At 38.8% G+C, this 21,899-nt stretch carries 14 protein-coding genes; 13 read left to right on the forward strand and 1 reads right to left on the reverse strand.

The window, feature by feature from the left end:
- Positions 1 to 30: 30 nt before the first annotated feature.
- From R2Q77_RS07725 to R2Q77_RS07745, 5 genes are all read left to right on the forward strand, one after another.
- Positions 31 to 1,002 (forward strand): type IX secretion system membrane protein PorP/SprF, encoded by a 972-nt coding sequence (locus tag R2Q77_RS07725; protein WP_316803143.1) that lies wholly within the window; start codon positions 31 to 33, stop codon positions 1,000 to 1,002.
- Positions 1,003 to 1,112: 110 nt separating this feature from the next.
- On the forward strand, positions 1,113 to 3,068 hold the full coding sequence (locus R2Q77_RS07730) for an OmpA family protein (RefSeq protein WP_316803144.1): 1,956 nt from the start codon (positions 1,113 to 1,115) through the stop codon (positions 3,066 to 3,068).
- 266 nt (positions 3,069 to 3,334) lie between these two features.
- The gene (locus tag R2Q77_RS07735) at positions 3,335 to 3,643 is read left to right on the forward strand and encodes a hypothetical protein (protein WP_316803145.1); all 309 of its coding nucleotides are present in this window, start codon (positions 3,335 to 3,337) and stop codon (positions 3,641 to 3,643) included.
- A gap of 83 nt (positions 3,644 to 3,726) precedes the next feature.
- The gene (locus R2Q77_RS07740) at positions 3,727 to 8,088 is read left to right on the forward strand and encodes a CusA/CzcA family heavy metal efflux RND transporter (RefSeq protein ID WP_316803146.1); all 4,362 of its coding nucleotides are present in this window, start codon (positions 3,727 to 3,729) and stop codon (positions 8,086 to 8,088) included.
- Positions 8,089 to 8,094: 6 nt separating this feature from the next.
- Positions 8,095 to 9,237, forward strand: a complete 1,143-nt coding sequence (locus R2Q77_RS07745) for an efflux RND transporter periplasmic adaptor subunit (protein ID WP_316803147.1) — start codon at positions 8,095 to 8,097, stop codon at positions 9,235 to 9,237.
- Positions 9,238 to 9,322: 85 nt separating this feature from the next.
- Here the strand turns inward: R2Q77_RS07745 and R2Q77_RS07750 are convergent, their stop codons facing one another.
- Positions 9,323 to 10,138: a helix-turn-helix transcriptional regulator gene (locus R2Q77_RS07750; RefSeq protein ID WP_316803148.1), complete on the reverse strand. Its 816-nt coding sequence runs from the start codon at positions 10,136 to 10,138 to the stop codon at positions 9,323 to 9,325.
- Between the two features lie 44 nt (positions 10,139 to 10,182).
- On the opposite strand from R2Q77_RS07750, the gene R2Q77_RS07755 reads away from it, so the two are divergent.
- The 8 genes from R2Q77_RS07755 to R2Q77_RS07790 all read left to right on the forward strand — a co-directional run bounded on the left by R2Q77_RS07755 (position 10,183) and on the right by R2Q77_RS07790 (position 21,897).
- Positions 10,183 to 10,833, forward strand: a complete 651-nt coding sequence (locus tag R2Q77_RS07755) for a DUF1349 domain-containing protein (RefSeq protein ID WP_316803149.1) — start codon at positions 10,183 to 10,185, stop codon at positions 10,831 to 10,833.
- Positions 10,834 to 10,974: 141 nt separating this feature from the next.
- Entirely contained in the window at positions 10,975 to 11,604 is a 630-nt protein-coding gene (locus R2Q77_RS07760; RefSeq protein WP_316803150.1) for an RNA polymerase sigma-70 factor, read from the forward strand.
- Positions 11,605 to 11,689: 85 nt separating this feature from the next.
- A complete protein-coding gene (locus R2Q77_RS07765; RefSeq protein ID WP_316803151.1) occupies positions 11,690 to 12,718 on the forward strand; it encodes a FecR family protein in 1,029 nt (342 codons plus the stop codon).
- A 170-nt stretch (positions 12,719 to 12,888) separates the two neighbouring features.
- The gene (locus R2Q77_RS07770; protein WP_316803152.1) at positions 12,889 to 16,452 is read left to right on the forward strand and encodes a TonB-dependent receptor; all 3,564 of its coding nucleotides are present in this window, start codon (positions 12,889 to 12,891) and stop codon (positions 16,450 to 16,452) included.
- The gene (locus R2Q77_RS07775; protein ID WP_316803153.1) at positions 16,452 to 18,185 is read left to right on the forward strand and encodes a hypothetical protein; all 1,734 of its coding nucleotides are present in this window, start codon (positions 16,452 to 16,454) and stop codon (positions 18,183 to 18,185) included. The genes R2Q77_RS07770 and R2Q77_RS07775 overlap by 1 nt, the downstream gene beginning before the upstream one ends.
- Positions 18,185 to 19,420, forward strand: a complete 1,236-nt coding sequence (locus R2Q77_RS07780) for a hypothetical protein (protein WP_316803154.1) — start codon at positions 18,185 to 18,187, stop codon at positions 19,418 to 19,420. The genes R2Q77_RS07775 and R2Q77_RS07780 overlap by 1 nt, the downstream gene beginning before the upstream one ends.
- Positions 19,421 to 19,433: 13 nt before the next feature.
- Complete coding sequence (locus R2Q77_RS07785) at positions 19,434 to 20,543, forward strand: fasciclin domain-containing protein (RefSeq protein WP_316803155.1); 1,110 nt, start codon at positions 19,434 to 19,436, stop codon at positions 20,541 to 20,543.
- A 16-nt stretch (positions 20,544 to 20,559) separates the two neighbouring features.
- The gene (locus R2Q77_RS07790; RefSeq protein WP_316803156.1) at positions 20,560 to 21,897 is read left to right on the forward strand and encodes a fasciclin domain-containing protein; all 1,338 of its coding nucleotides are present in this window, start codon (positions 20,560 to 20,562) and stop codon (positions 21,895 to 21,897) included.
- The last annotated feature ends 2 nt before the right edge of the window (positions 21,898 to 21,899 follow it).

A 21,899-nucleotide genomic window follows, 5' to 3' on the forward strand; every position in this document is an offset into this window, starting at 1 on the left:
CAATCAGTAGAGATTAAAATAAAATTTTCCATGAAAAAAATATTATTATTCATTGCACTTTCTTTGGTACTGCTGTGCAGGTCGGCAATTGCCCAGCAAGATGCCCAGTACAGCCAGTACATGTTCAACGGGATTTACATTAATCCAGCCTATGCCGGATATAAGGAAGTGTTAAACGTGCACAGTTTTTACCGCAGTCAGTGGACAGGGATTAATGGTGCACCAAAAAGTATGTCGCTTGCGGTAGATGCCATTGCCAATGATGGCAACGTTGGTCTTGCACTTCAGGTGGCCAGCGATAAACTTGGTGCGCAAACCAATTTAAGCGTGTACGGAAATTATGCTTACCGGATCAGAATGAATGATGATGGCAGCTCGCGTTTAGCGCTTGGTTTAGGTGTGGGTATGGTTAATTTGGCAATAGATGGTTCAATGCTTAACCCCAATGATATAGAAATTAACCAGCCCGTTGGAACTCAAAGTACCATTGTACCCGATGCAAGGGCAGGCGTTTACTTTTCCAACGATAGGTTTTATGCAGGTTTCTCTGCCGATAACCTGATTGCTCAATACATCAATATCGATAGGTATGCCTTTATTCCACAACCCAAGCCACATTACTATTTAACAGCGGGTGTATTACTTCCATTAAACGAGGATTTCCAGATTAAACCTTCTTTTTTAATTAAAGACGACAGAGGGGGGCCAACCAGTTTGGATGTGAACGCCTTTTTGATGATCAGGGATGCAGTCTGGATTGGCGGATCTTACCGCACAGGAATAAAACTGTACGATAAAAGTTATCTTCAAAAAGACCTTTCTACCCGAAATTCTGCTGTTGCAGCAATACAATTATTCCCTTCAGATAAATTCAGGATTGGATATGGTTACGATTTTTCAATTGGCCCGTTACAGGGCTATAGCGGTGGTACGCACGAAATATCCGTAGCCTTTTCTTTTGGCAGATCAGATGTAAGAATGGCTACACCAAGGGTTTTTTAACCCACTGTTTTTTTGTAATCAATCATTTTCATCCCTCAGGGTAATTGAAGAAGACTTTACAAAAAGTAAATATGAATTAACCGGGCCTCAGGCCTTTTCACCTCAAAATAATGAATAAATTTATATTAGGTATATCACTTTCGGTTTATGGTGTACTGGCCATCAGCTTCTCAGCCGATGCACAATATGTAATAAAAGATGCCGATAAACAGTACACGTTGTACAATTACAGCAAGGCAATTGACCTTTACGAACAGGCCTATGAAAAGAAAGAAAGCTTACATGCCGCAGAACGATTAGCTAATGCTTACAGCTTTGTGAACAATTACGTGCAGGCAGAAAGCTGGTATGCAATAGCTTCTAAAATGCCCGATAGTAAAGCAGATAATGTATTGGGTTATGCAAAAGCTTTGCAAAACAATTCAAAATACACTGAGGCAAAGGTACAATACCTCAACTATGCCGATCGCAATAAAGAAGTTTCACAGAAACAGCTGGCCATTTGGGTTGCCTCCTGCGATTCGGCAATAAAGTGGATGAAAACACCAAAACAGGTTGAATTGGTTAATCAGAAAATTTTAAATAGCGCACAGTCAGATTGGGGAGCGGTAAGTTATCAGGGTGCAATTGTTTTCACTTCAGACAGAAACAACAGCGGACTAACATCAAAAGAAAGTACGCCATTTTTAAAATTTGACGGTGCAAAAGAACCCGATAAAAAAACATATGGCTGGACAGGTAATGGGTACCTGAAATTGTACATCAAATCACAAACGGATAGTTTACAATTATTCCCAATCAAAACAGGAACCAATTACCATGTGGGAGCCGCAAGTTTTACTGCTGATGGAAAAACCATGTATTTTACCATGACAAAGATTCCTGGAGATTTGGAAAAAGTAAAAAACAAGCCAAGTACGGTTAATGTCGAAATTTACAGCAGTACAAAAGAGACTAACGGAAGCTGGAGTGAGCCTGTTTCTTTTAAATATAACAATGTGAATAGTTATTCTGTTGGCGATCCGTTTATTTCTACCGATGGACAAAGCTTATACTTTGCATCGAATATGCCTGGTGGAAAAGGAGGAACAGATATTTACGTTTGTTTAAAAACGGATGCTGGCGATTGGGGTAAACCAGTTAATCTGGAGGAAATTAACACAGAAGGTAATGAACGTAGTCCGGCCTTTGATGCTAAAAACAATCTTTTTTTTGCAAGTGATGGTCGGGTAGGAATGGGCGGCCTGGACATTTTCAGGGCATTAAGAAATGGCTCCGGCATCGGGCAGATTGAAAATCTGGGTTATCCATTTAACTCTCCGCATGATGATTTCGGTTTTAGCCTGAATGAAATTGATGGCATCGCTTATCTTTCTTCAAATCGTAACGGCGGTGTGGGGAGCGACGATATTTATGCCATCGACCGGAACATGATTTTAGCCTTCAAACTTGAAGGAAGGGTTTACGATAAGAAAACTAATCAACCAATAAACGGTGCAATCGTAACCCTTGCAAAGGTAAATGGGGGTGAGCTTAAAGTTGAAACAGACGAAAACGGCGCTTATCAATTTAACCTCGCAAAAGATGCGGAGTATAACGTTAGCGCAGAAAAAACAGCATACAGATCTGATATCGAAAATCTGGCAACAATTGGTTTAACAAGTTCGCAGATATTACAGCAAAACCTATACCTCGAAGCCATTGAACTCAATAAAGGCATCAGGTTAGAAAATATTTATTATGATTTTGATAAGTGGAATATTCGTGAAGATGCTGCGGTTGAACTGGATAAACTGGTCAAAATAATGAAAGACAATCCAACCATCTGGATTGAGCTTGGCTCACATACCGATAGCCGAGGCAAAGATTCTTATAATTTAACCTTATCGCAGAAAAGAGCCGAATCAGCAGTAAATTACATTATTTCTAAAGGAATTGATAAAAACAGGATTACAGCAAAAGGGTATGGCGAAACACAACTTTTAAACCGTTGTTCAAATGGGGTAGAATGCACCGAAAGCGAACACCAGCTGAATAGAAGAACGGAGTTTAAAATTGTGAAGTAAATGGCTCCACAAGGTTTTATAGCCTGATAAAAGCAAATTGAAAATTAAAGTCCTTGTCTTTTATAAAGACAGGGACTTTTTTATATTGTTGCAGATAATGTAGTTAAGTTGAATAAGGCTAAAGTATTTTAAAAGTAACAGACTTGATAACATGCTGCATTTGATTTAAGGGCAACGTTAGCTATATTTGCCGCGTGAACAAAATCGTCATCTTCCTGCTGTTCCCCGTACTGATATTTAGTACTTCTGTGCGTGAAGTATTAAAGATGCCTCAGCTTATCTCACATTTTCTGCAACATCATCAATTGAATTCACAAATCAGTTTTATTGATTTTCTGGAAATGCATTATATCGGAGAAGACCTGGATGATAATGACGATGAGGAAGATATGAAGCTGCCATTTAAAAAAGTAGATGGCCACCATGTAATCTCTATCGGTGTTCCATCCGAGAAATTTATGCTCTTAAAAGCGGCCTGTTTACATCTTTTAATTGATTCTTCTTTAACTTACGAGAAAAAATATAACAATCCTACCTTTGGAAGTCTGTTCCGACCACCAATTGCATTAGCATAATTTTCTATCTATTTCCAGTTTTTTTTCAGGAGAGAATTTCGCTCGCCCTGAATAATATGTCGATCCATTTAAAATAATTTATTATGCTAAATAAGATTATCGGCTTTTCCGTTCGGAATAAGTTGATTATTGCCTTATTTGTACTCTCGCTTGTGGGCTGGGGAACTTATGAGGTTACCAAATTACCTATTGATGCCCTTCCTGATATTACCGATAACCAGGTACAGGTAATTACCGTTTCGCCTTCTTTAGGTGCTCCGGATATTGAACGTTTAATAACCTTTCCTATTGAGCAAGCCTGCAGCAGCATTTCCGGGCTCAAACAAATCAGAAGTTTTTCCCGTTTCGGGCTGTCGCTGGTAACCATCGTTTTTAATGAAGAAACAGATGTTTACTGGGCAAGGCAACAAATTGCCGAACGCTTGCAGCAAGTTCAGCAGGAAATTCCCCAGGGAATCGGCTCGCCTGCTATGGCTCCGGTTTCTACAGGTTTAGGAGAAATTTATCAGTATGTTGTTCGTCCGAAAAAAGGATATGAAGGCAAATATGACGAACAGGAACTGCGCACCATTCAGGATTGGATTGTTAGGCGCCAGCTTCTCGGAACGCCAGGTGTGGCAGAAGTATCGAGCTTTGGAGGCAGACTTAAACAATATGAAGTTGCAGTAAAGCAAGACCAGTTGAAAGCTTATGGACTGACCATTGCTGAAATTTTTGACGCTTTAGAAAAAAACAATGAAAATACAGGTGGTGCCTACATCGAGAAAGGACCTACTGTGCTTTATATCAGGAGTGAAGGGTTAACCACAAGCCTTGCCGATATTGAGAAAATTGTGGTAAAAACGCTTGATAACGGAATGCCTGTGCTTATGGGGCAGGTGGCTAAAGTGCAGTACGGATCAGCCATCCGTTATGGCGCAATGACCTACAATGCACAGGGCGAAGTTGCCGGGGCTGTTGTAATGATGCTGAAGGGAGAAAACTCATCAGTGGTGGTTAAACGGGTTAAAGATAAAATTGCTGAAATACAAAAAATGCTGCCTGAAGGGGTTGTTGTTGAACCTTTCCTGGATAGGACTAAAATGGTTGATAATGCGATCAGTACCGTAGAAACCAATTTAATGGAAGGTGCATTAATCGTAATTTTTGTATTGGTTTTCTTCCTCGGAAATTTCCGTGCCGGATTAATTGTATCCTCTGTTATTCCACTGTCGATGCTTTTTGCCATTATATTAATGAATAAGTTTGGTGTTGGCGGAAATCTAATGTCGCTCGGAGCCATAGATTTTGGTCTTATCGTTGATGGTTCTGTAATTGTTGTGGAAGCAATTCTGCATCGGTTTTCACACAGCAAACACTTTAGGTCACTAAACCGGATCAACCAAAATCAAATGGATACAGAGGTTGAAAAGTCTACAGGTTCTATGATTAAATCAGCCGTGTTCAGTCAAATAATTATCCTCATTGTTTACCTTCCAATTCTCTCTTTAGAGGGTATCGAAGGTAAAATGTTTAAGCCAATGGCATGGACAATTGCTTTTGCAATATTAGGAGCGTTTATTCTGTCCATTACCTATGTACCTATGATGTCGGCATTATGCTTAAATAAAAACATCAGTCATAAAAAAAATCTGACAGATAAATTAATGGCCTGGTTAGAGCGCAGGTATCAGCCGGTATTGAGTAAGGCACTTAAATTTCCGAAAACTATATTGGCCGTTACCATTTCCCTCTTTGCAATTTCTGTTTTTGTTATGGGCACATTGGGTGGAGAATTTATTCCTCAATTGGAAGAGGGCGATTTTGCAGTAGAAACGCGTTTGCTTACGGGGAGTAACCTTAATAACACCATTGAAACCACTCAAAAAGCATCAAAAATCCTGCTGGATCAATTCCCGGAAGTGCAAAAAATTGTCACTAAAATTGGTAGTGCCGAAGTTCCGACAGATCCAATGCCTTTCGAAGCCGGTGATATGATGGTGATTTTAAAACCTAAAAAAGAGTGGACTTCGGCCAGTTCTTTTCAGGAGTTGAGTGCAAAAATGACAAAAGCGGTGGAAGTTATTCCAGGGATTACGGTCGGCTTTCAGTTTCCGGTACAAATGCGCTTTAATGAGTTAATGACTGGAGCAAGACAAGATATAGTTTGTAAAATTTTTGGCGAGGATTTAGATTCACTTGCAGGTTATGCCAAGCGTTTAGGGCACATTATTGGAACCGTTAAGGGAGCTATTAATGTGTATGAAGAACAAGTAACGGGTATGCCACAGGTTGTAATAAAATACAACAGAGATGGAATGGCCAAGTATGGCATTAATGTTGGCGATGTGAACCGGGTGGTAAATACAGCCTTTGCCGGACAAATTGCGGGGCAGGTTTACGAAGGCGAAAAACGTTTTGATATGGTGGTGCGCTTGGATGAGGCCGCCAGAAAAAACATTAAAGATGTGGAGAACCTGATGGTGCTCACCAAATCGGGCAACCAGGTGCCATTAAGCATGCTGGCAAGTATAGAGGAGGTAGAAGGCGTAAATCAGATACAAAGAGAAGATACGCGGCGGAGGATTATTGTAGGTTTTAATGTTAAAGATAGAGATGTACAGTCGATTGTAGAAGAACTGCAGCAAAAAGCAGGGCAGCAGCTTAACCTTTCTAAAGGATATACCATTTCTTATGGCGGATCTTTTGAAAATATGACGGCAGCAAAATCGCGATTGGCTATTGTAGTGCCCATAGCCCTTTTACTTATTTTTCTGCTCCTTTATTTCGCATTTAGCTCCGTAAAACAAGGGCTCCTGATTTACACAGCTATCCCTTTATCGGCTACCGGAGGGATATTTGCCCTTTGGATCAGGGATTTACCTTTTAGTATATCAGCCGGAGTAGGCTTTATTGCGCTGTTTGGTGTTGCTGTATTAAATGGAATTTTACTGGTTACAGAATTTAACCGGCTGAAAAAGGAGGGATGGACTGATGTAAAACGGATTGTTATTCACGCTACAAAATCTAAACTGCGTGCTGTATTAATGACCGCCCTTGTTCCCTCACTGGGTTTTATTCCAATGGCCATCAGCACCGGGGCCGGTGGTGCTGTTCAAAAACCACTTGCAACTGTCGTTATTGGCGGTTTGCTGGTATCAACAATGTTAACCTTATTTGTTTTACCCATGTTATATATTTTATTTGAGAAGGGCTTTGGTTATTTTAAACCCAAACGTAAATTGGCTGTAATTGCTGCTTTTATTTTTCTGGGTATAACACCGTCTAAAGCACAACAAATCAATCTCGAAGCTGCCCTCGATACGGCGATAAAAAACAATGTATCGTTAAAAGTTGCCCAAACAGAAATTCAATATTATAAACAACTCAGCAAAAATAGCTTTGATGTATCTAAAACTGCGCTAAGCTTTGATTATGGTAAATTTAATAGCCTGGCAAATGATAATAAGTTTTCAGTAATTCAAAGCCTTGATTTTCCGACTGTTTATGGCCGGCAAAGTGCCGTTCATAAAACAAATGTTCAGATCAGTGAGGTACAATTAGGCGGAAAAGAATTAGAACTTAAAGCTGAAATTAAATCGACCTATTTTGATATAATATTATTACGGGAAAAACATAAACTTTTAATCTGGGCAGATAGTGTTTACAGTGCCTTTCTGGATAAATCATCACAAAGGTTCAAATCCGGAGACGTAGATATTCTGGAACTTCGTACGGCTGAAAATCAAAAACAACAGATTGGAAATCAGCTGGAAATGCTTAAAATGGATTATGAATTAAGTCTTAAATCGTTTAGATTTCTGTTAAACAGCAAGCTCAGTTTAGAACCCGCTATGGATGGCTCAATTTATACTTTTAATTTACTGGCTAAACAAGAAGCGGTAAACAATCCAATACTTAAGTTGAGCGCGGCACAATTAGAACTTGCTAAAAAACAAAAAACACTGGAAGGTAGTAAGTTATTGCCATCCTTAAGTTTTGGTTACAACAATTCCAGTATTATAGGCTGGCAAACAAACAGCATGGGGGCAGAGCAGTATTTTAATGGTGGTAAAAGATTTTCGTCGGTAAGTATTGGTTTGGGGATTCCGGTTTTCTTTGGTGCGCAGCAATCGAGAATTAAAGCTTCTAAAATTGCCATACAACAAAAAGAACAAGAGCTGCAATTAACTGAAAAAACGTTGAACCAATCGCTTGACAATGCGGTTAACCGTTATGAGCAATTAAACAGAATCATTAAATCTTACCAGAAAGTTTCTCTTGCAAATGCCAGCGACATTATTAGAACGGCAACCGATAAATTAAATGCCGGAGAAATTGCCTACCTCGATTGGGTTATATTAATTAATCAATCCATACAACTCAAGGCAGAATATTTTGATAAAGTTAAACAGCTAAATGATGCTGCATTTGAGATAGAAAAATTAACGGCAACAGATAAATAACACAAAATGAAACATAAATTAAAAGTTGGAATTGTTTGTATGGCCATTTTAATGGCTTGTAGTAATGCAGATAAAAGCGATAAAACAATTTCTCCTGATCAGGAAGTAAAGGTAAATGCAGATGAGGTTCAGCTCAGTGCAGCGCAAGTTAAAAACGCAGGTATACAATCAGGAAAACTCGAAGCAAAAGGTATGCACAATACTATTAATGTAAATGGTGTAGTGGATGTTCCGCCAGAAAATACCTATTCGGTAAGTGTACCGATGGGTGGCTACGTTAAACAAATGAATCTTATTCCGGGGATGATGGTAAAAAAAGGTGCTGTACTGGCATTGGTAGAAGATCAGCAATACATTCAATTGCAGCAAGACTACCTTACCTCAAAAAACAGACTCAAATTTGTTGCAGCGGATTACACCAGGCAAAAAGGATTGAACCAAACAAAAGCAACCAGTGATAAAATTTTCCAGCAAACAGAAAGTGAATTTAATAACCAGAAGGTACTGGTAAAATCGCTGGCAGAAAAACTAAGGCTTATTGGAATTAATCCATCAACGCTAAATGAAGATAATATCACCAGGAACATTAAAGTTTATGCACCCATTAGTGGTTATGTTACCAAAGTAAATATTAATGCTGGCAAATATGTAAATGCTACAGATGTGCTTTTTGAGTTGATTAGTCCGGGGGCATTACACGCAAGTTTGACGGTGTTTGAGCGTGATGCCGTAAACTTAAAAGTAGGACAAGAAATTGTATGTACTACAGCTGCCAATCCGGATAAAAAGTATATCGCTAAAATTCATCTCATTACCCCAAACATAGAGGGCGACCGTACAACAAGTGTACATTGCGACATTGAAAATGCAGATCGTAAATTACTACCGGGTACCTTTTTAAATGCAGCAATTTCTGTTTCAAATGCGGTAGTTGAAGCCGCACCTGAAGAGGCAATTGTAAAATGGGAAAATAATTATTATGTATTCGAAGATTTGGGTAACCACCGTTATAAAATGATTCAGGTACAAACGGGTACAAACCTGGAAGGCTTTACTGAAATTAAAACCAAAGGCAAACCAGGTAATATTGTAGTTAAAAATGCATATGCAATATTGATGAAAATGAAGAATGGAAGCGAAGAAGGATAACTAAATATTTCTTTCAGGAAACAATGCTTAAAGAACGTTCGATCTTAATTAAATTGAACGTTCTTTTTTTAATTTAGATCTGCAATTATATCAGGTCCATTCTCTCTGCAATTCTACAAGCCTCAAAGGAATTGCTAACCCTTAATTTTTCTAAAATATTTTGCCGGTGCCTGTTTACCGTATTTACACTTATAGAAAGTAAATCTGCAACCTCTTTACTCATTTTTCCTCTTCTAATCAGCTGCAATATTTCTTTTTCGCGAACAGACAAAAGTTTACTATAGTCTTTTTGATCAGGTTTGATCGAAATTCCGGTTGCAGAATTTAGAATTAGCCCATTCAATGCTTCTTCGGTTTGCTCATCATAAGAGAGATTGTACAAACAAAGGGCTAACCACAGGCTACCATCCATCGCACTGCTAATGTAAAACATACGGTGTTCCACAATAATGTATTTACCAGCTTTGTTCAGCATTCTGATTTTGCTTTTAACCTGGTAGTCTGATCTTTCACTGGTAGATAAACCTTTTAACATGTTAAAGAATTTAAGTTCCAGCAGATGTTTATCGATAAGATCATCGGGGTGGATTTTATTAAAAATATCGTCTTCCCAAATAGAGTTTATCTCCTCAGAAACATAACTTTCCTTAAAACCCAGCGCTTTAGCCACCCTTCCATTATAAATATAGCTTTTATTAGCACTCATATCACTTAATACCGCAATAGCATTTTCTATCCTGGCATACATAGAAGCCATATGCTGGTATTGAAGAATACCAACAGATTTATTCTTGTCTTCACCAAAAGGCTGTTTTAGCAACTGTTCATTCAGGCTATTTATAATATTCATTTCAATATGGTTATTAATCAGTATTGGAGCATCGGCAATAGGCTTATACATTTGTAAACCAAATCTAACATATGGTTATTAACACAAAACAACAAATGAAAAAAATTATTTTGAGTATTGCCGCATTCATAACAGTACAAACAGGGTTTGCCCAAACACTTGAAAAAATGCAATGGTTTAACGAACCTAAAAAGTGGGAAATTAAAAATAATGCCCTAACTATGTTGGTAACACCGCAAAGTGATTACTGGAGAATTTCGCATTACGGCTTTACGGTTGATGATGCCCCTTTTTATTACAGTACTTATGGAGGAGAATTTGAAGTAAAGGTAAAAATTACCGGGGATTATAAAGCCCGTTTCGATCAAATGGGGTTGATGTTGCGTACAGATCACGAAAATTACATTAAAGCCGGTATTGAATTTGTTGATGGTAAGTACAATTTAAGTACCGTGGTTACGCACAAAACCAGCGACTGGAGTGTGATTACAATGGATAAAGTACCCGCGTTTATATGGATAAAAGCGATAAGAAGACTGGATGCTGTTGAAATATTTTATTCTTACGATGATAAAACTTATATCATGATGCGAAATGCCTATTTACAGGATAACAGGCCAGTAATGGTTGGGTTTATGGGCGCAAGTCCGGATGGAAATGGATTTAACGCTAAATTTGAAAATTTTGAAGTAAAACAATTACCGGATCAGCGTAGACTGGAGTGGTTAAAGAAAAATGCAAATTAATAATCTCCTTCCCGAGCTCTCATCCTTTCAAACTTTATGGTTGGTGTTATCACCAACCATTTAGCCTGGAGGAAAAATTAACATAACAATTTATAACTTAATATTGGCTTAACGCAGTGCGCCGTTTAAGCCATTAAATTTGTGGTCAAGAGTTTCTCTTCATTCCGCATGTTTAAAGAAGTAAAAGATTTACAGGATATTGATTTATTAAAAAGGTATAAAGGTGGTGATACCATCGCTTACGATATTCTTTTTAAAAGATATTATGCAGAACTGTATAACTATGCCTTTAAAAATGTAAGAAATACTTTTATTGCTGAGGAGTTAACTATGGATGTAATGCTTGGCTTATGGAAAAAGCAGGGCGATATTCATGTCGATGTAAATTTAAAAGCATACCTGTATCGTTCGGTTAAAAATGCAATCTACAATCATTACCGTAAAAAAATATTGGCAACAGTTTCTTTAGATGAAGAAATTGATGCTAATGTGGTACAATCCAGGCCGGCTGATGACGCCATTATTTATTCCGAATTGGAAAAAATATACCATCAGAAACTAAGCGAATTGAGCCCTGCCCGCCGCAAGGTTTACCAAATGAGCCGTGAGGAGAACAAAACCTACGCAGAAATAGCAAAGGATATGAATCTTTCCATCAATACCGTAGAAAATTATATGGTTGCTGCACTCGGTTTTTTTAAACAGCATATCAAAGAACATGCAGATTTTACGCTTTTCATTCTTATCGTAAGTATTTCGAAATACTTTTAGCCCTAAAGAAAAAATAATATTTTTTTTCATCTCTATAGGTGGTCTGTTAAAAAGTTGGTGTTATGTCTATTGAAGAACAACATCAATGGATTACAAAGAAGAAAAAAAGGCCCTGATCAGAAAATACATTAACGGAAATTCTACGGCCGGTGAAACCGCTGAGCTTAAAAAGTTAATGTCTGAGTATGATTTATCCATGCTCTTTGATGAAGTAATGGATGAGCTTTCTTCAGCTGGTAACCCGCTTAATGATGAGCCAAATGCAGATGCAGCCTTAGTGAGGTTTAAAGATAAATTACCTAAGAAAAATACCGAAGCACAACAACCTTTCCAGGCACAGCATAAATTAATAAAGCACGATTTAAGACTATATCTGTCTTATGCGGCTGCCATATTGGTTGTTTTCGGGTCCATTTCTTTTTTTATGCTCGCCAGGCTTAATCAGGCACCGGTTCAGGTAACTACCGCTTATGAGTATTTTGAAAATGCCAACGGTAAACGATCTAAAATTCTATTACCCGACCAATCAGTGGTATACCTCGGGGCCGGAAGTAAACTTTCTTTTCCCGCACGCTTTGCTGCTCAAACAAGAGAGATTAACCTAACAGGAGAAGCCTTTTTTGAAGTAACGAAAAACCCAAAGAAACCTTTTATTATTCATACCGGAAATATTGTAACCAGGGTTTTGGGTACCTCATTTAAGGTTGATGCTTTTTTAAATAAACCTTTAAGTGTTTTAGTAAGTACCGGAAAAGTTCGTGTAGATAGGGAAGTAAATAAAAAATTGCAGCCAATTGCTGTGCTCTTACCTGGCGAAGCGGTTACCTGGAACGAACAATTGCAAACTAAAGAATTTAAAAATGTATCTGTAACGGATATTAAAGACTGGAAAAACGGTAAGCTGGTTTTTAGAAAAACAAAACTGGCAGATATCACCACCATTTTAGAGCGCTGGTATAACGCAGACATTAAAATTAATAGTACTGCTATCGCCGAAAGACAAATCAGGGTGAATTTAACAACCGATGTACCACTCCGTAAATTGATTAAGATACTGAGCGTGACCGGCAATTTTAAATACCAGATTAATAATAATCATGTAGTTATTTTTTAGTAAAGAAAGGATTTGGATGTAAATATTTAGACTCAAACAAAAAACGTCCTCCTGTTAAAGGGAGGACGTGTAAATCATCAGCGGACTGGCTGTTTTCGAAGACCCGTCAGACCACGATAAAGTATTAATAAATATCCGCCCAAAGGCGAAAAATCATAATGATCAAAAATATGCAAAAAGTATTACATCTGCATGTTTCTTTTCGATATGTAAAGCAACTCTATAATGTTGTATACCATGTTAAAAAGAGACTGAGGCAGGTGGCTGATAACAATCTGCCCGCAGATAAAATTTATTTCTTTATGAAATGCTCTTTTCTCGTGATCCTTGCAAATCTTACCGGCTTAGGTGTACTTTTCGCCAGTAGCGTATCAGGACAGGATCTTAATCAGAAAATTAAATTAAAACTCGAAGCCGCAACGATAGAAAATAGTTTAGCCATTGTTGAAAAGCAGAGTAATATCCAGATCAATGCAGCTGTAAACCTGCTGAGTAAAGTAGGCAAAAAAGTAAATCTCGATGCAGAGAATATTACTGTTGCAGATGCCTTAAATAATATTTTAGCCAATACCAACCTTAAGTATACCGTAGTAGAAGGTTATGTTGTTATTACCCGGAAACCTGTTCCAGTTTTAATTACAGGAACGATTTTCGACGAGAAGAATAAGGAAACATTAATTGGTGTTAGCATTAAAATAAAAGGTGGTGGCGCTGCAGCATCAACAGATGTTAATGGAAAATTCCGCATTACAGTGCCTGAAGGGGGCGCTATATTGGTTATTTCTTATATGGGTTACATCACCCGCGAAATTAAGGTTGATGCAAATACTAAAGAGTTAAATGTTGCTTTAAAAGCTTCATCAACCCAGTTAAACGAGGTTATGGTGCAAGCACGTAGAAAGGGTAATACCGAGGTGGCTGTATTAGATGAACGTAAAAATTCGGCCATCGTACAGGATGCAATTTCAGCGCAACTGATTGAGCGTACAGGAAGTATTACCACTACACAAGCCTTACAGCGCGTTTCAGGAGTAACCGTTACCGATGATAAATATGTAGCCATCCGTGGTTTAGGCGACAGGAGTGTTATCGGGCAGTTAAACGGAGTACGTTTAGCCTCATCTGATCCTGACCGGAGTACCATTCCTTTAGATTTGGTTCCGGCATCTTTACTGGATAATATCACCATTTATAAAACAGTAACGCCCGATAAACCTGCCGATGCCGCTGCAGGTATTGTTGAGCTGAAAACCAAATCTGTTCCTGAAAAGGAAACTTTCGAAATTATTGCACAATCCGGGGTAAATTCCAACGTAGGCATTGGCGGTCAGTACAACAGTTTCTGGAACAGTGATATGGGTGCTTTTGGAAATAAAATCAGCCAGAAAAACCTGACCGATGATTTTAAAAACCTTGCAAAGCAATATCCAAACGGATTAGGTTCTATTCAAAACATGATTGCCAATAGCAACTATAGTCCAACAGCCTACCAGGAAGTAAATCGCATTAATAATATTATGCAGTCTTTCGATCCGGTAATGACTACACAATACAAAAAAGCGCCCTTAAATCAGTTGTATTCGGCTACTTATGGCAATAGTTTTAATGTTTTTAAAAAACATAAACTCGGTTTAATTTTGGGTGGAAATTATTACCGCCGCATTACGGATATAAGTGGGGGCGATTTAACCCAGTACAGTATTTATCAGGGCGTTGTTACCGGAAACCCTGATGTTTACAGTCCACGTAATATTCCAAACTACATTACGCCAAACAGTTTATTTATGGGTAAATACCAAACCTATAAAGAAAACACAGGTATAGAAACGCTTAACTATGGTACTTTAGTTGGTGTTACTTATCGTTTTAACCGCCGTAACGAAATCAGCATGCAATACCTGGGCAGCTGGGGCGGCGAAACCAAAGCAACCAATTTGGCCGGCCGTTATGAATATACAGGCTTGCCCGGTGAAGTAAAAACCACAACTTACTCGCTTAAACAAACTTTTCGTAACCTGAATACCTTTAACCTGCAGGGCGAACATAAGTTTTTTGATAAAGAATTATCACCCCGCTTAAGTTATAACATTGCCAGTTCCCGATCAAAGCAAAATGATCCTGATTTTCGTTTTGCCAGTCTTGCTGATTACACCCCGCGTGGTGGTGGATATTACACGGTTGGAACAGGAAGTAGCGCTCCGGCAACCGTTTATAGCAAACATCTTTATGCACTAACCTCGGGTTATGTAAATGGTTTTGGCCCATATGGCATTATCCAGGCCGAACCTAACGGAAGAAGGTGGAGAAACCTTGATGAGAAAAATTACAATTATAAAGGTGATTTAAGTATTCCGTTTAAATTATTTGGTCAAAAACAGGAAGTAAAAACCGGGATTAACTACCTGTTTAGGGACCGTACTTTCAACGAAAATCAGCTTTTCCTGCCGGGATCTAATTTTACCAGCAATAAATCTCTGCCACTTTACGGCGCCGAGGGTAATCTGAACCGCTTGGTGGGCAGCGAATTTATAGGGGTTAAACTGCCGGCAGGTAACCAGGGTGAAGGTATGATGCCGATCGGAGGATTTTTGTACAACAGTCAGAAATCGCCTAATAATTACACGGGTTATTTCGAAACCAATGCTTTTTATGGGATGGTTGATTTAAAGTTAACCGAAAAATTGCGTATCGCAGGTGGTGTTCGTTTTGAAATGACCAATATAGGTTCATCAGTTGATACAGCAGGGGTGTTTTTAGATCCTTCTTTAACCGCAGGCGGAACCAACGGAAGTAAAATTCCATTAAACCCCATTAACCCCAATTCGGTATATAAAACCGGTTATAAGCCATTTTATTCGGTTAATGCAACCTATACGTTAAATGAAAATATGAATTTCCGTGGTGCTTACAATACTACTTTAGCCAGACCAGAATTAAGAGAAATTACCAATGTTTTCGAGTTTGATGCCTTTCAAATGGGACTTGTTGTAGGTAACCCAAACCTTAAAAACCAGTTTACTCAAAACCTCGATTTCAGGTGGGAATGGTTTCCGGCAAAAGGAGAGGTAATTGCCCTTTCGGCATTTGGTAAACGCATAGAAAATCAGTTGGTAAAAGTTTTTAGTTTGCAAACGGCTGGTTTAGCTGCAACTTATCCGGAGTTTCCTACCATCCAGTTCCAAAATGATCCTAACGTAGGTAGGGTTTGGGGAATTGAATTAGAGGTGGTAAAAAGTTTAGGCAACCTATGGGATCCGTTAAAGAACTTTTATTTCGGCTCTAACTTATTACTGGCGCAAAGCGACATTAAAAAAACACCGCAACGTTACGAGGCCATTCGCTCATTAGATCGTTACACACCTAAAAACAGCCCGCTTTTTGAACAAGCACCATACTCCGTTAATGCCTGGTTAAATTACGAAAATCCAAAATCCGGATCTGATTTTACCTTGACTTTCAATGTGGTAGGCGAACGTTTGGTTCAGATTAACCTAACAGGTGAGCCTGATTTATACACCCGCCCCGTACCGGTTTTAGATTTTGTATTCAGCCAGCGCCTTAGCAAAAATGTAAAATTTAAAGGTTATGCCAAAAACATCCTTAACCCCGATATCAAAATCGTGTATGCCAATCCGCAAACCGGAGGTAAATGGTATGGCAACGAATACATTAACCGCAGTTATACCCGCGGTGCCGAAATTATGTTGGGCTTTACCTATAATCTATTTAAATAATGAATAAGATAAATTATAAATTCTTTAGCCTGATGTGTTTCAGTGTAATGCTGCTGTTCCAGGCTTGCAAAAAGAATAAAGTCGATTTTCAATCAGACAACAGGCTATTAACCGAAAACAGGGTTAATTCTACTGCCCGCATAATCAATGTGGTAGGCTATAATCAGGTAATTGCCAACGGCGATAGTTTAACCAATTTCATTGTAAGGGTACCTAATGCGCCTAACAGTCTGCAATACCCCGGTACTTCTTATTTTCCTGCAAATGGTCAGCTGGGTGCAACATGGTTTGTTCCTCAAGACCTGTTTAATGCCCAGGAAACGGCAAAATTAGATTTTATGATCAGAACTTATGCACCTGCAATTGCTGGTAATTTAAAGCTCGACATAAAAAACGATTACAATAATCCAACAGATTATTTTTTGCTGCCAACCCTTGTAATGGATGGCCAGCCTGAGGTGGTTCCGGTTAAAAGGGGAATTACCGCACCATCAAAACCTGATCATTTTAAAATCAGGGTTGTTAACCTTTCCGGTGTAATTAAAAACCCTGCGTTTAACAGCAGTGGGCTACAGGAAAATTTAAGCGGAAATGTATCACTGGCCTATGCAGATGGTACTTTGGTAAATACAGCAACTAATAATATCAGTGCGGCAAGCAGAACTTCTGAATATATAGAGTTGCCATATGGAACGTATCAGTTTAAGTTGCTGATGCAGGATGGAAGGCAAATGCCGGCATTGGGTAGCGGATTTGATGCAATTACCTTAATTGATCCGCCTACATCAACTGTGCCGGTTGATTTGATGAATACGACTGGATTAACGTATGCACCCATTCAAACCTACCAGCCAGGAGGTATTTATACCATTTTAATCGCTCCGCAAAAATTTAATTATCCCATTAATGATATTGGTGAAACCGCCAGTACCTATCAAAATTCATTTCAAATTATTAGCGATAACAGTCCAGCAGCAAACAATACCTATTTCAGGGTACAAGGGGTAAATGGTTTAGATACAAAAAATGTGGGTTTTAAGTTAGATGGGAAAGCTATAGCAAATAATCTGGGCTTTGGAGCAGCCGGACCGTATGCAAACTTTATTCAGGGCAGCCATACGGTTGAAGCGGTTGATGCTTCGGGCAAAACAATTGCGAGCGTAAACCAAGTACTTCGGCCGGCACAAAACTATACCGCATGGCTGTATTCCGACCAGTCGGGCGCGGCAAAGTTGCTTATGGTAGCGAACGATTTAAGTGGTACGAGCTATCTTGGAGCAGAAGATGACGCTACATATAGCCGTAATCAGTACCGTTATTTTTTCTTTAAAAGATTTTTAAATCTTTCAGTGGGTAACCCTTACATCACTTTTACACAAAGCAACGGGCAACCATCTTCCAATCTTAACGACAACCCAAATGCAGGTGTAAACCTTCAACCTGGTTTACCATTATTTGAACGCCCGTACATAAGCAATCTTTATACACAAAAAGTTTTTGAAATTATGGCTTACCGTTCTAAACCCAACGTAGTTCCGGGAATATGGGCCAATGATATTGAAGTATTAAAAAGCGAAGCATTTATTGCGGATAAAACCCTGTATCAGAAAGTAGGAAGAGCTTTGCCCGTACAAGAACCCGGAATATATACGGTGGGCCTTATCGGCCAGTCAGGCAATGGCAGCACACCTGCAAATAAAGCGAAAATGGTCATTATCAAACATAACAAGTAATGAAAAAAGAGAAATTAAATAAGAGAACGATAGAAACCGGGCTTAAACAGTTGGTTTGGCTTTTTGCTGTTGGCTTTCTGCTGCTTACCGCAGGCTGTGTTAAGGTAGACTATAGCAAAATTGATGATCCGGCTTATTTACGGGTATTCAATAACCTGAATTACGTGCAAAGCCTGGGCAGTAAAGATAATAAAGTGCCGTTTTTTTGTATGCTGATTAACCCGGTAATGGATGGGAATGGTGTGCCAACAAGTGCCGAAATTGTCGGCGATTTTTTGGATCAGCGGGATGATTACGCACCTCCGTACCCATCACATATTGGTAACAGTACTTCGGTTAATAATCCCGAATACCCGGGCAAAGAAAATGTATTGGTCGGCCCGATATTAAACGGTTTCGATTTAAGCAGCTGGGCGCAGGTTCCATCGGGCAAAATACGCATTATGTTTGCCTACAGACCTAAAAATACGGTTTCCTTTTTTCAGTTAGAACCGCAGTTGAAAAAAGACATATTTATAGATACAACCATTACCTTAACCAGCAAAGAAGTATATACGCTGCACTTGTTGCAAAAGGATTTTGTAACCAAAAGAACCGGGGTTTTAATACGCCAGGAGAATTTCCAAAAACTACCCTTATCGGATTCATTGAGTTATGTGAATTTTTACAACATGAGCGCCAAAGGTTACTGGGAAGCAGATAAATCATTAAAGGCGGATAATTTCTTAATGGCAAGTTTTCAGGGCGGGATGAAAGAAAATATGAATGTTTTCCTTTCGCTCTATGAAGATCAGACTATTTTAAGTCCGGATGGACCAACCATAGCTGGTTTTAAGGGGAAATACCTGGCTAACGTTAAACTCAATACTGCAACGGGCGATGTAAATCCTTATGTAAGTTTTCCAATTTGGGCAAGCAAAACAGCGAATGGCATTACCACCAATATGTGGCAAAGGTTTGATTTTTTTGTGCCGGGTATGGATATCACAAAGAATCCATTTTACCAGGGTTCTGTAGATAATGGCGGAAACTGGGTTTCGGTTAACTGTTTGCAAAACGGTAAGGTAAGAATGACGGCTAATGATAATGCCGCAATATTGCCCAATTTACTGGTCAATATCCATTCTGGTGTAAATAACCCTAAAACTTTTGCCACTGTAAATACCATCGAGGTGGTTAATGGCAAAGTTTATTTAACCACCATTCAAAGGAAATATGCACCGCCCATTTACTAAGAATATGATTTCAATGAAAAAACTAAACAATTTCAATCATAGCAAACCTGTTTTACAAATGGGAAAAATACTTTTTGTATGGGTAATGGGTTTACAGCTTCTGCTTTTTGCAGGCTGTAAGCACGATGATTTGTCGGTGCCCTTACCCAACGAAAATTTACGGCCGGCAAGTGATTTTTTGAAAAATAATTACGAAATGCACCTCTTTTATGCGGCGCTTAAAAAAGTAGGTTATGTAGATGAGTTAAATGGTGCCGGGCCTTTTACCATACTTGCTCCCTCTGATGAATCATTTAATGCATTAGGTATTTTCAATCCATCAGATTTTGATAAAATGAATGTCGACAGCCTTAAAAAAGTAATTGGCTATCATATCCTGCCCCGCAGGTTAAGGGTAAGCGATATCCCCAACAACGGTGTTGATGTACGTTATGCCACTTTAGAGGGCACTGAACTTTATACCACGCTGGCTTCAAATTACCCAAATAACCCTAATGCTGTTAACGACCTTTATTTTAGCGGGGTAAAAGTTAACCGGAAAGATGTGGTTTTGGCAAATGGAGTTTTGCACACCTTGTACGGAGTAATGAAACCTAATTTTAAGAAAACGACTCAACAGTGGCTTGCCGATCATCCCGATTACAGTGTTTTTGTAAAAGGCTTAAAAAAGTTTAATCTATGGGATCAGCTGAATACCAATACACAATTTACCATTTTTGCCCCGGATAATAAAGCCCTTGAGAATGTAGATATTACAGAAGCATCATTAAATGCAATGGATGCAAGCAAATACCTTGGCGATTTACTTTTTGGCGCTTACCTTTTATACGATAAGCACTTCTTTATTTCCGATTCGGAAGCATTTGCCATCATCAATGCCAATGGAGGGTATAGTTACTTCCTGCACAACAACAGCTATTACATGAATTTTGGAAGCGCCAGGGTTTCCATCAGTAAAGTTAATTATGGACTTACACTTCGCACCGGGTCTACATTTAGCGATGTTATTGTGAAATCGGTAACCAATGATCTCCCCGCCAAGAACGATAATATATGCAGCAACGGTGTAATCCATCATTTAGTTGATGGATTAGTCACTCCGAATCAGGCGATTAAAAAATAATATATCATAAACGAATATGAGAAATTTAAAAAAATTAGGTTCGGCTATTTTATTGGCAAGCATGTTTTTGTTTAGTGCTTGTTCTAAAACAGAATTTTTGCCCGATCCCGAAGGAGCGCAGGTCCCTTTTCAAAATAATGCCACACAAACGGTTGATGAATTATTGGCGGCTTCGCCAGCCAAACTCTATTACACCGCCTGGCAAAAAAGCAATATCAAAAACATTCTTAAACAAAATGGCAATAAGGTTGTATACACGGTTTTTGCACCTAACGATGCCGCAATGCAAGCTGCGGGTTTAACAGCGGCAGCCATTAACCAGTTACCAGTTGCCGAGCTGGATAGTTTAATGATGTTTTACACCACCATAGGTTACATGACTAAAGATGAACTCAAGCTTAGAAATGACAATTTTGTCGTAAAAACGCTGCTTATACATCCGGGGTTATATGTGCCATATTATGAAGGCAATAGCCAGGGTACCACCGCTTACGATGATTATTATTACAAACATTTTGTAGCGTTAAAAGGTGATGATCTTTTAATGAATGGCAAAAATGTAGGTAAGGCCAATTATTTGCCCGCAACTAACGGTGGTGTTTATTTGATGGAAAAGGCAATAGAAAAACCCACCAAAACCATTTTAGAAGCTTTAAAAGCTGATGGCAGGTTTACCATATTTTTGGAATCGCAGCGATTAACGGATGAATTATTCCTGTCTAAAATTAGTGCTGATATTGAAGCTTTGTTTGGGATGGTGCTGGAGGATGAAGATATTATGAGGGATTATGCTTCGAACCGTCTCTTTTATAAAAAAGATTGGGGCGTTAACGCTCCAATATATCCGGGTTACTTTGGCCCAAATGTAACCGTATCTACGCTCTTTGCACCAACAGATGAAGCTTTCCATAAAGCGGGCTTTCAAACTGTTGCTGATGTAATGGAATTTAACAAACGCAGTGCATCAACCGTTCTTTTTGATGAAAATACCTATCAGGCTGCCGGCGGATATCCAATGGATACAGTATACAGTTTTCACCGCAACTGGGGGAGAATTGTTCAGACTGCTTCACCCAATGGTGATAAAGCCATCAATAATGCGACAGTATTTTACAGCAATGTTTTAAATCCTGCACTTAATAACTATCTGGTAAATGCAGGTGGAAATGTAACCGTAGAATACGCTTATAACATGCCACTTGAGTTTTCGGTAAATAATAATATGCCACAGGTAAAGGTTAAGGGATCTGAATATCCTGCAGCATCCGTTATTGAGGGCGATATTAATACGCTAAACGGGCCAATCCACGTAGTAGACCGATTGCTTTTTCCTAAAGGATTTAAACTAAAATAAAA

It is taken from the genome of Pedobacter nototheniae, from assembly GCF_032678625.1.
Lineage (GTDB): Bacteria > Bacteroidota > Bacteroidia > Sphingobacteriales > Sphingobacteriaceae > Pedobacter > Pedobacter nototheniae_A.

Excerpts from the sequence above, each read along its gene's own strand:
- R2Q77_RS07725 (WP_316803143.1), top strand. The coding sequence starts at position 31 with ATGAAAAAAATATTATTATTCATTGCACTTTCTTTGGTACTGCTGTGC.
- R2Q77_RS07730 (WP_316803144.1), top strand. The coding sequence starts at position 1,113 with ATGAATAAATTTATATTAGGTATATCACTTTCGGTTTATGGTGTACTG.
- R2Q77_RS07735 (WP_316803145.1), top strand. The coding sequence starts at position 3,335 with ATGCCTCAGCTTATCTCACATTTTCTGCAACATCATCAATTGAATTCA.
- R2Q77_RS07740 (WP_316803146.1), top strand. The coding sequence starts at position 3,727 with ATGCTAAATAAGATTATCGGCTTTTCCGTTCGGAATAAGTTGATTATT.
- R2Q77_RS07745 (WP_316803147.1), top strand. The coding sequence starts at position 8,095 with ATGAAACATAAATTAAAAGTTGGAATTGTTTGTATGGCCATTTTAATG.
- R2Q77_RS07750 (WP_316803148.1), bottom strand. The coding sequence starts at position 10,138 with ATGTATAAGCCTATTGCCGATGCTCCAATACTGATTAATAACCATATT.
- R2Q77_RS07755 (WP_316803149.1), top strand. The coding sequence starts at position 10,183 with ATGAAAAAAATTATTTTGAGTATTGCCGCATTCATAACAGTACAAACA.
- R2Q77_RS07765 (WP_316803151.1), top strand. The coding sequence starts at position 11,690 with ATGGATTACAAAGAAGAAAAAAAGGCCCTGATCAGAAAATACATTAAC.
- R2Q77_RS07770 (WP_316803152.1), top strand. The coding sequence starts at position 12,889 with ATGCAAAAAGTATTACATCTGCATGTTTCTTTTCGATATGTAAAGCAA.
- R2Q77_RS07775 (WP_316803153.1), top strand. The coding sequence starts at position 16,452 with ATGAATAAGATAAATTATAAATTCTTTAGCCTGATGTGTTTCAGTGTA.
- R2Q77_RS07780 (WP_316803154.1), top strand. The coding sequence starts at position 18,185 with ATGAAAAAAGAGAAATTAAATAAGAGAACGATAGAAACCGGGCTTAAA.
- R2Q77_RS07785 (WP_316803155.1), top strand. The coding sequence starts at position 19,434 with ATGAAAAAACTAAACAATTTCAATCATAGCAAACCTGTTTTACAAATG.
- R2Q77_RS07790 (WP_316803156.1), top strand. The coding sequence starts at position 20,560 with ATGAGAAATTTAAAAAAATTAGGTTCGGCTATTTTATTGGCAAGCATG.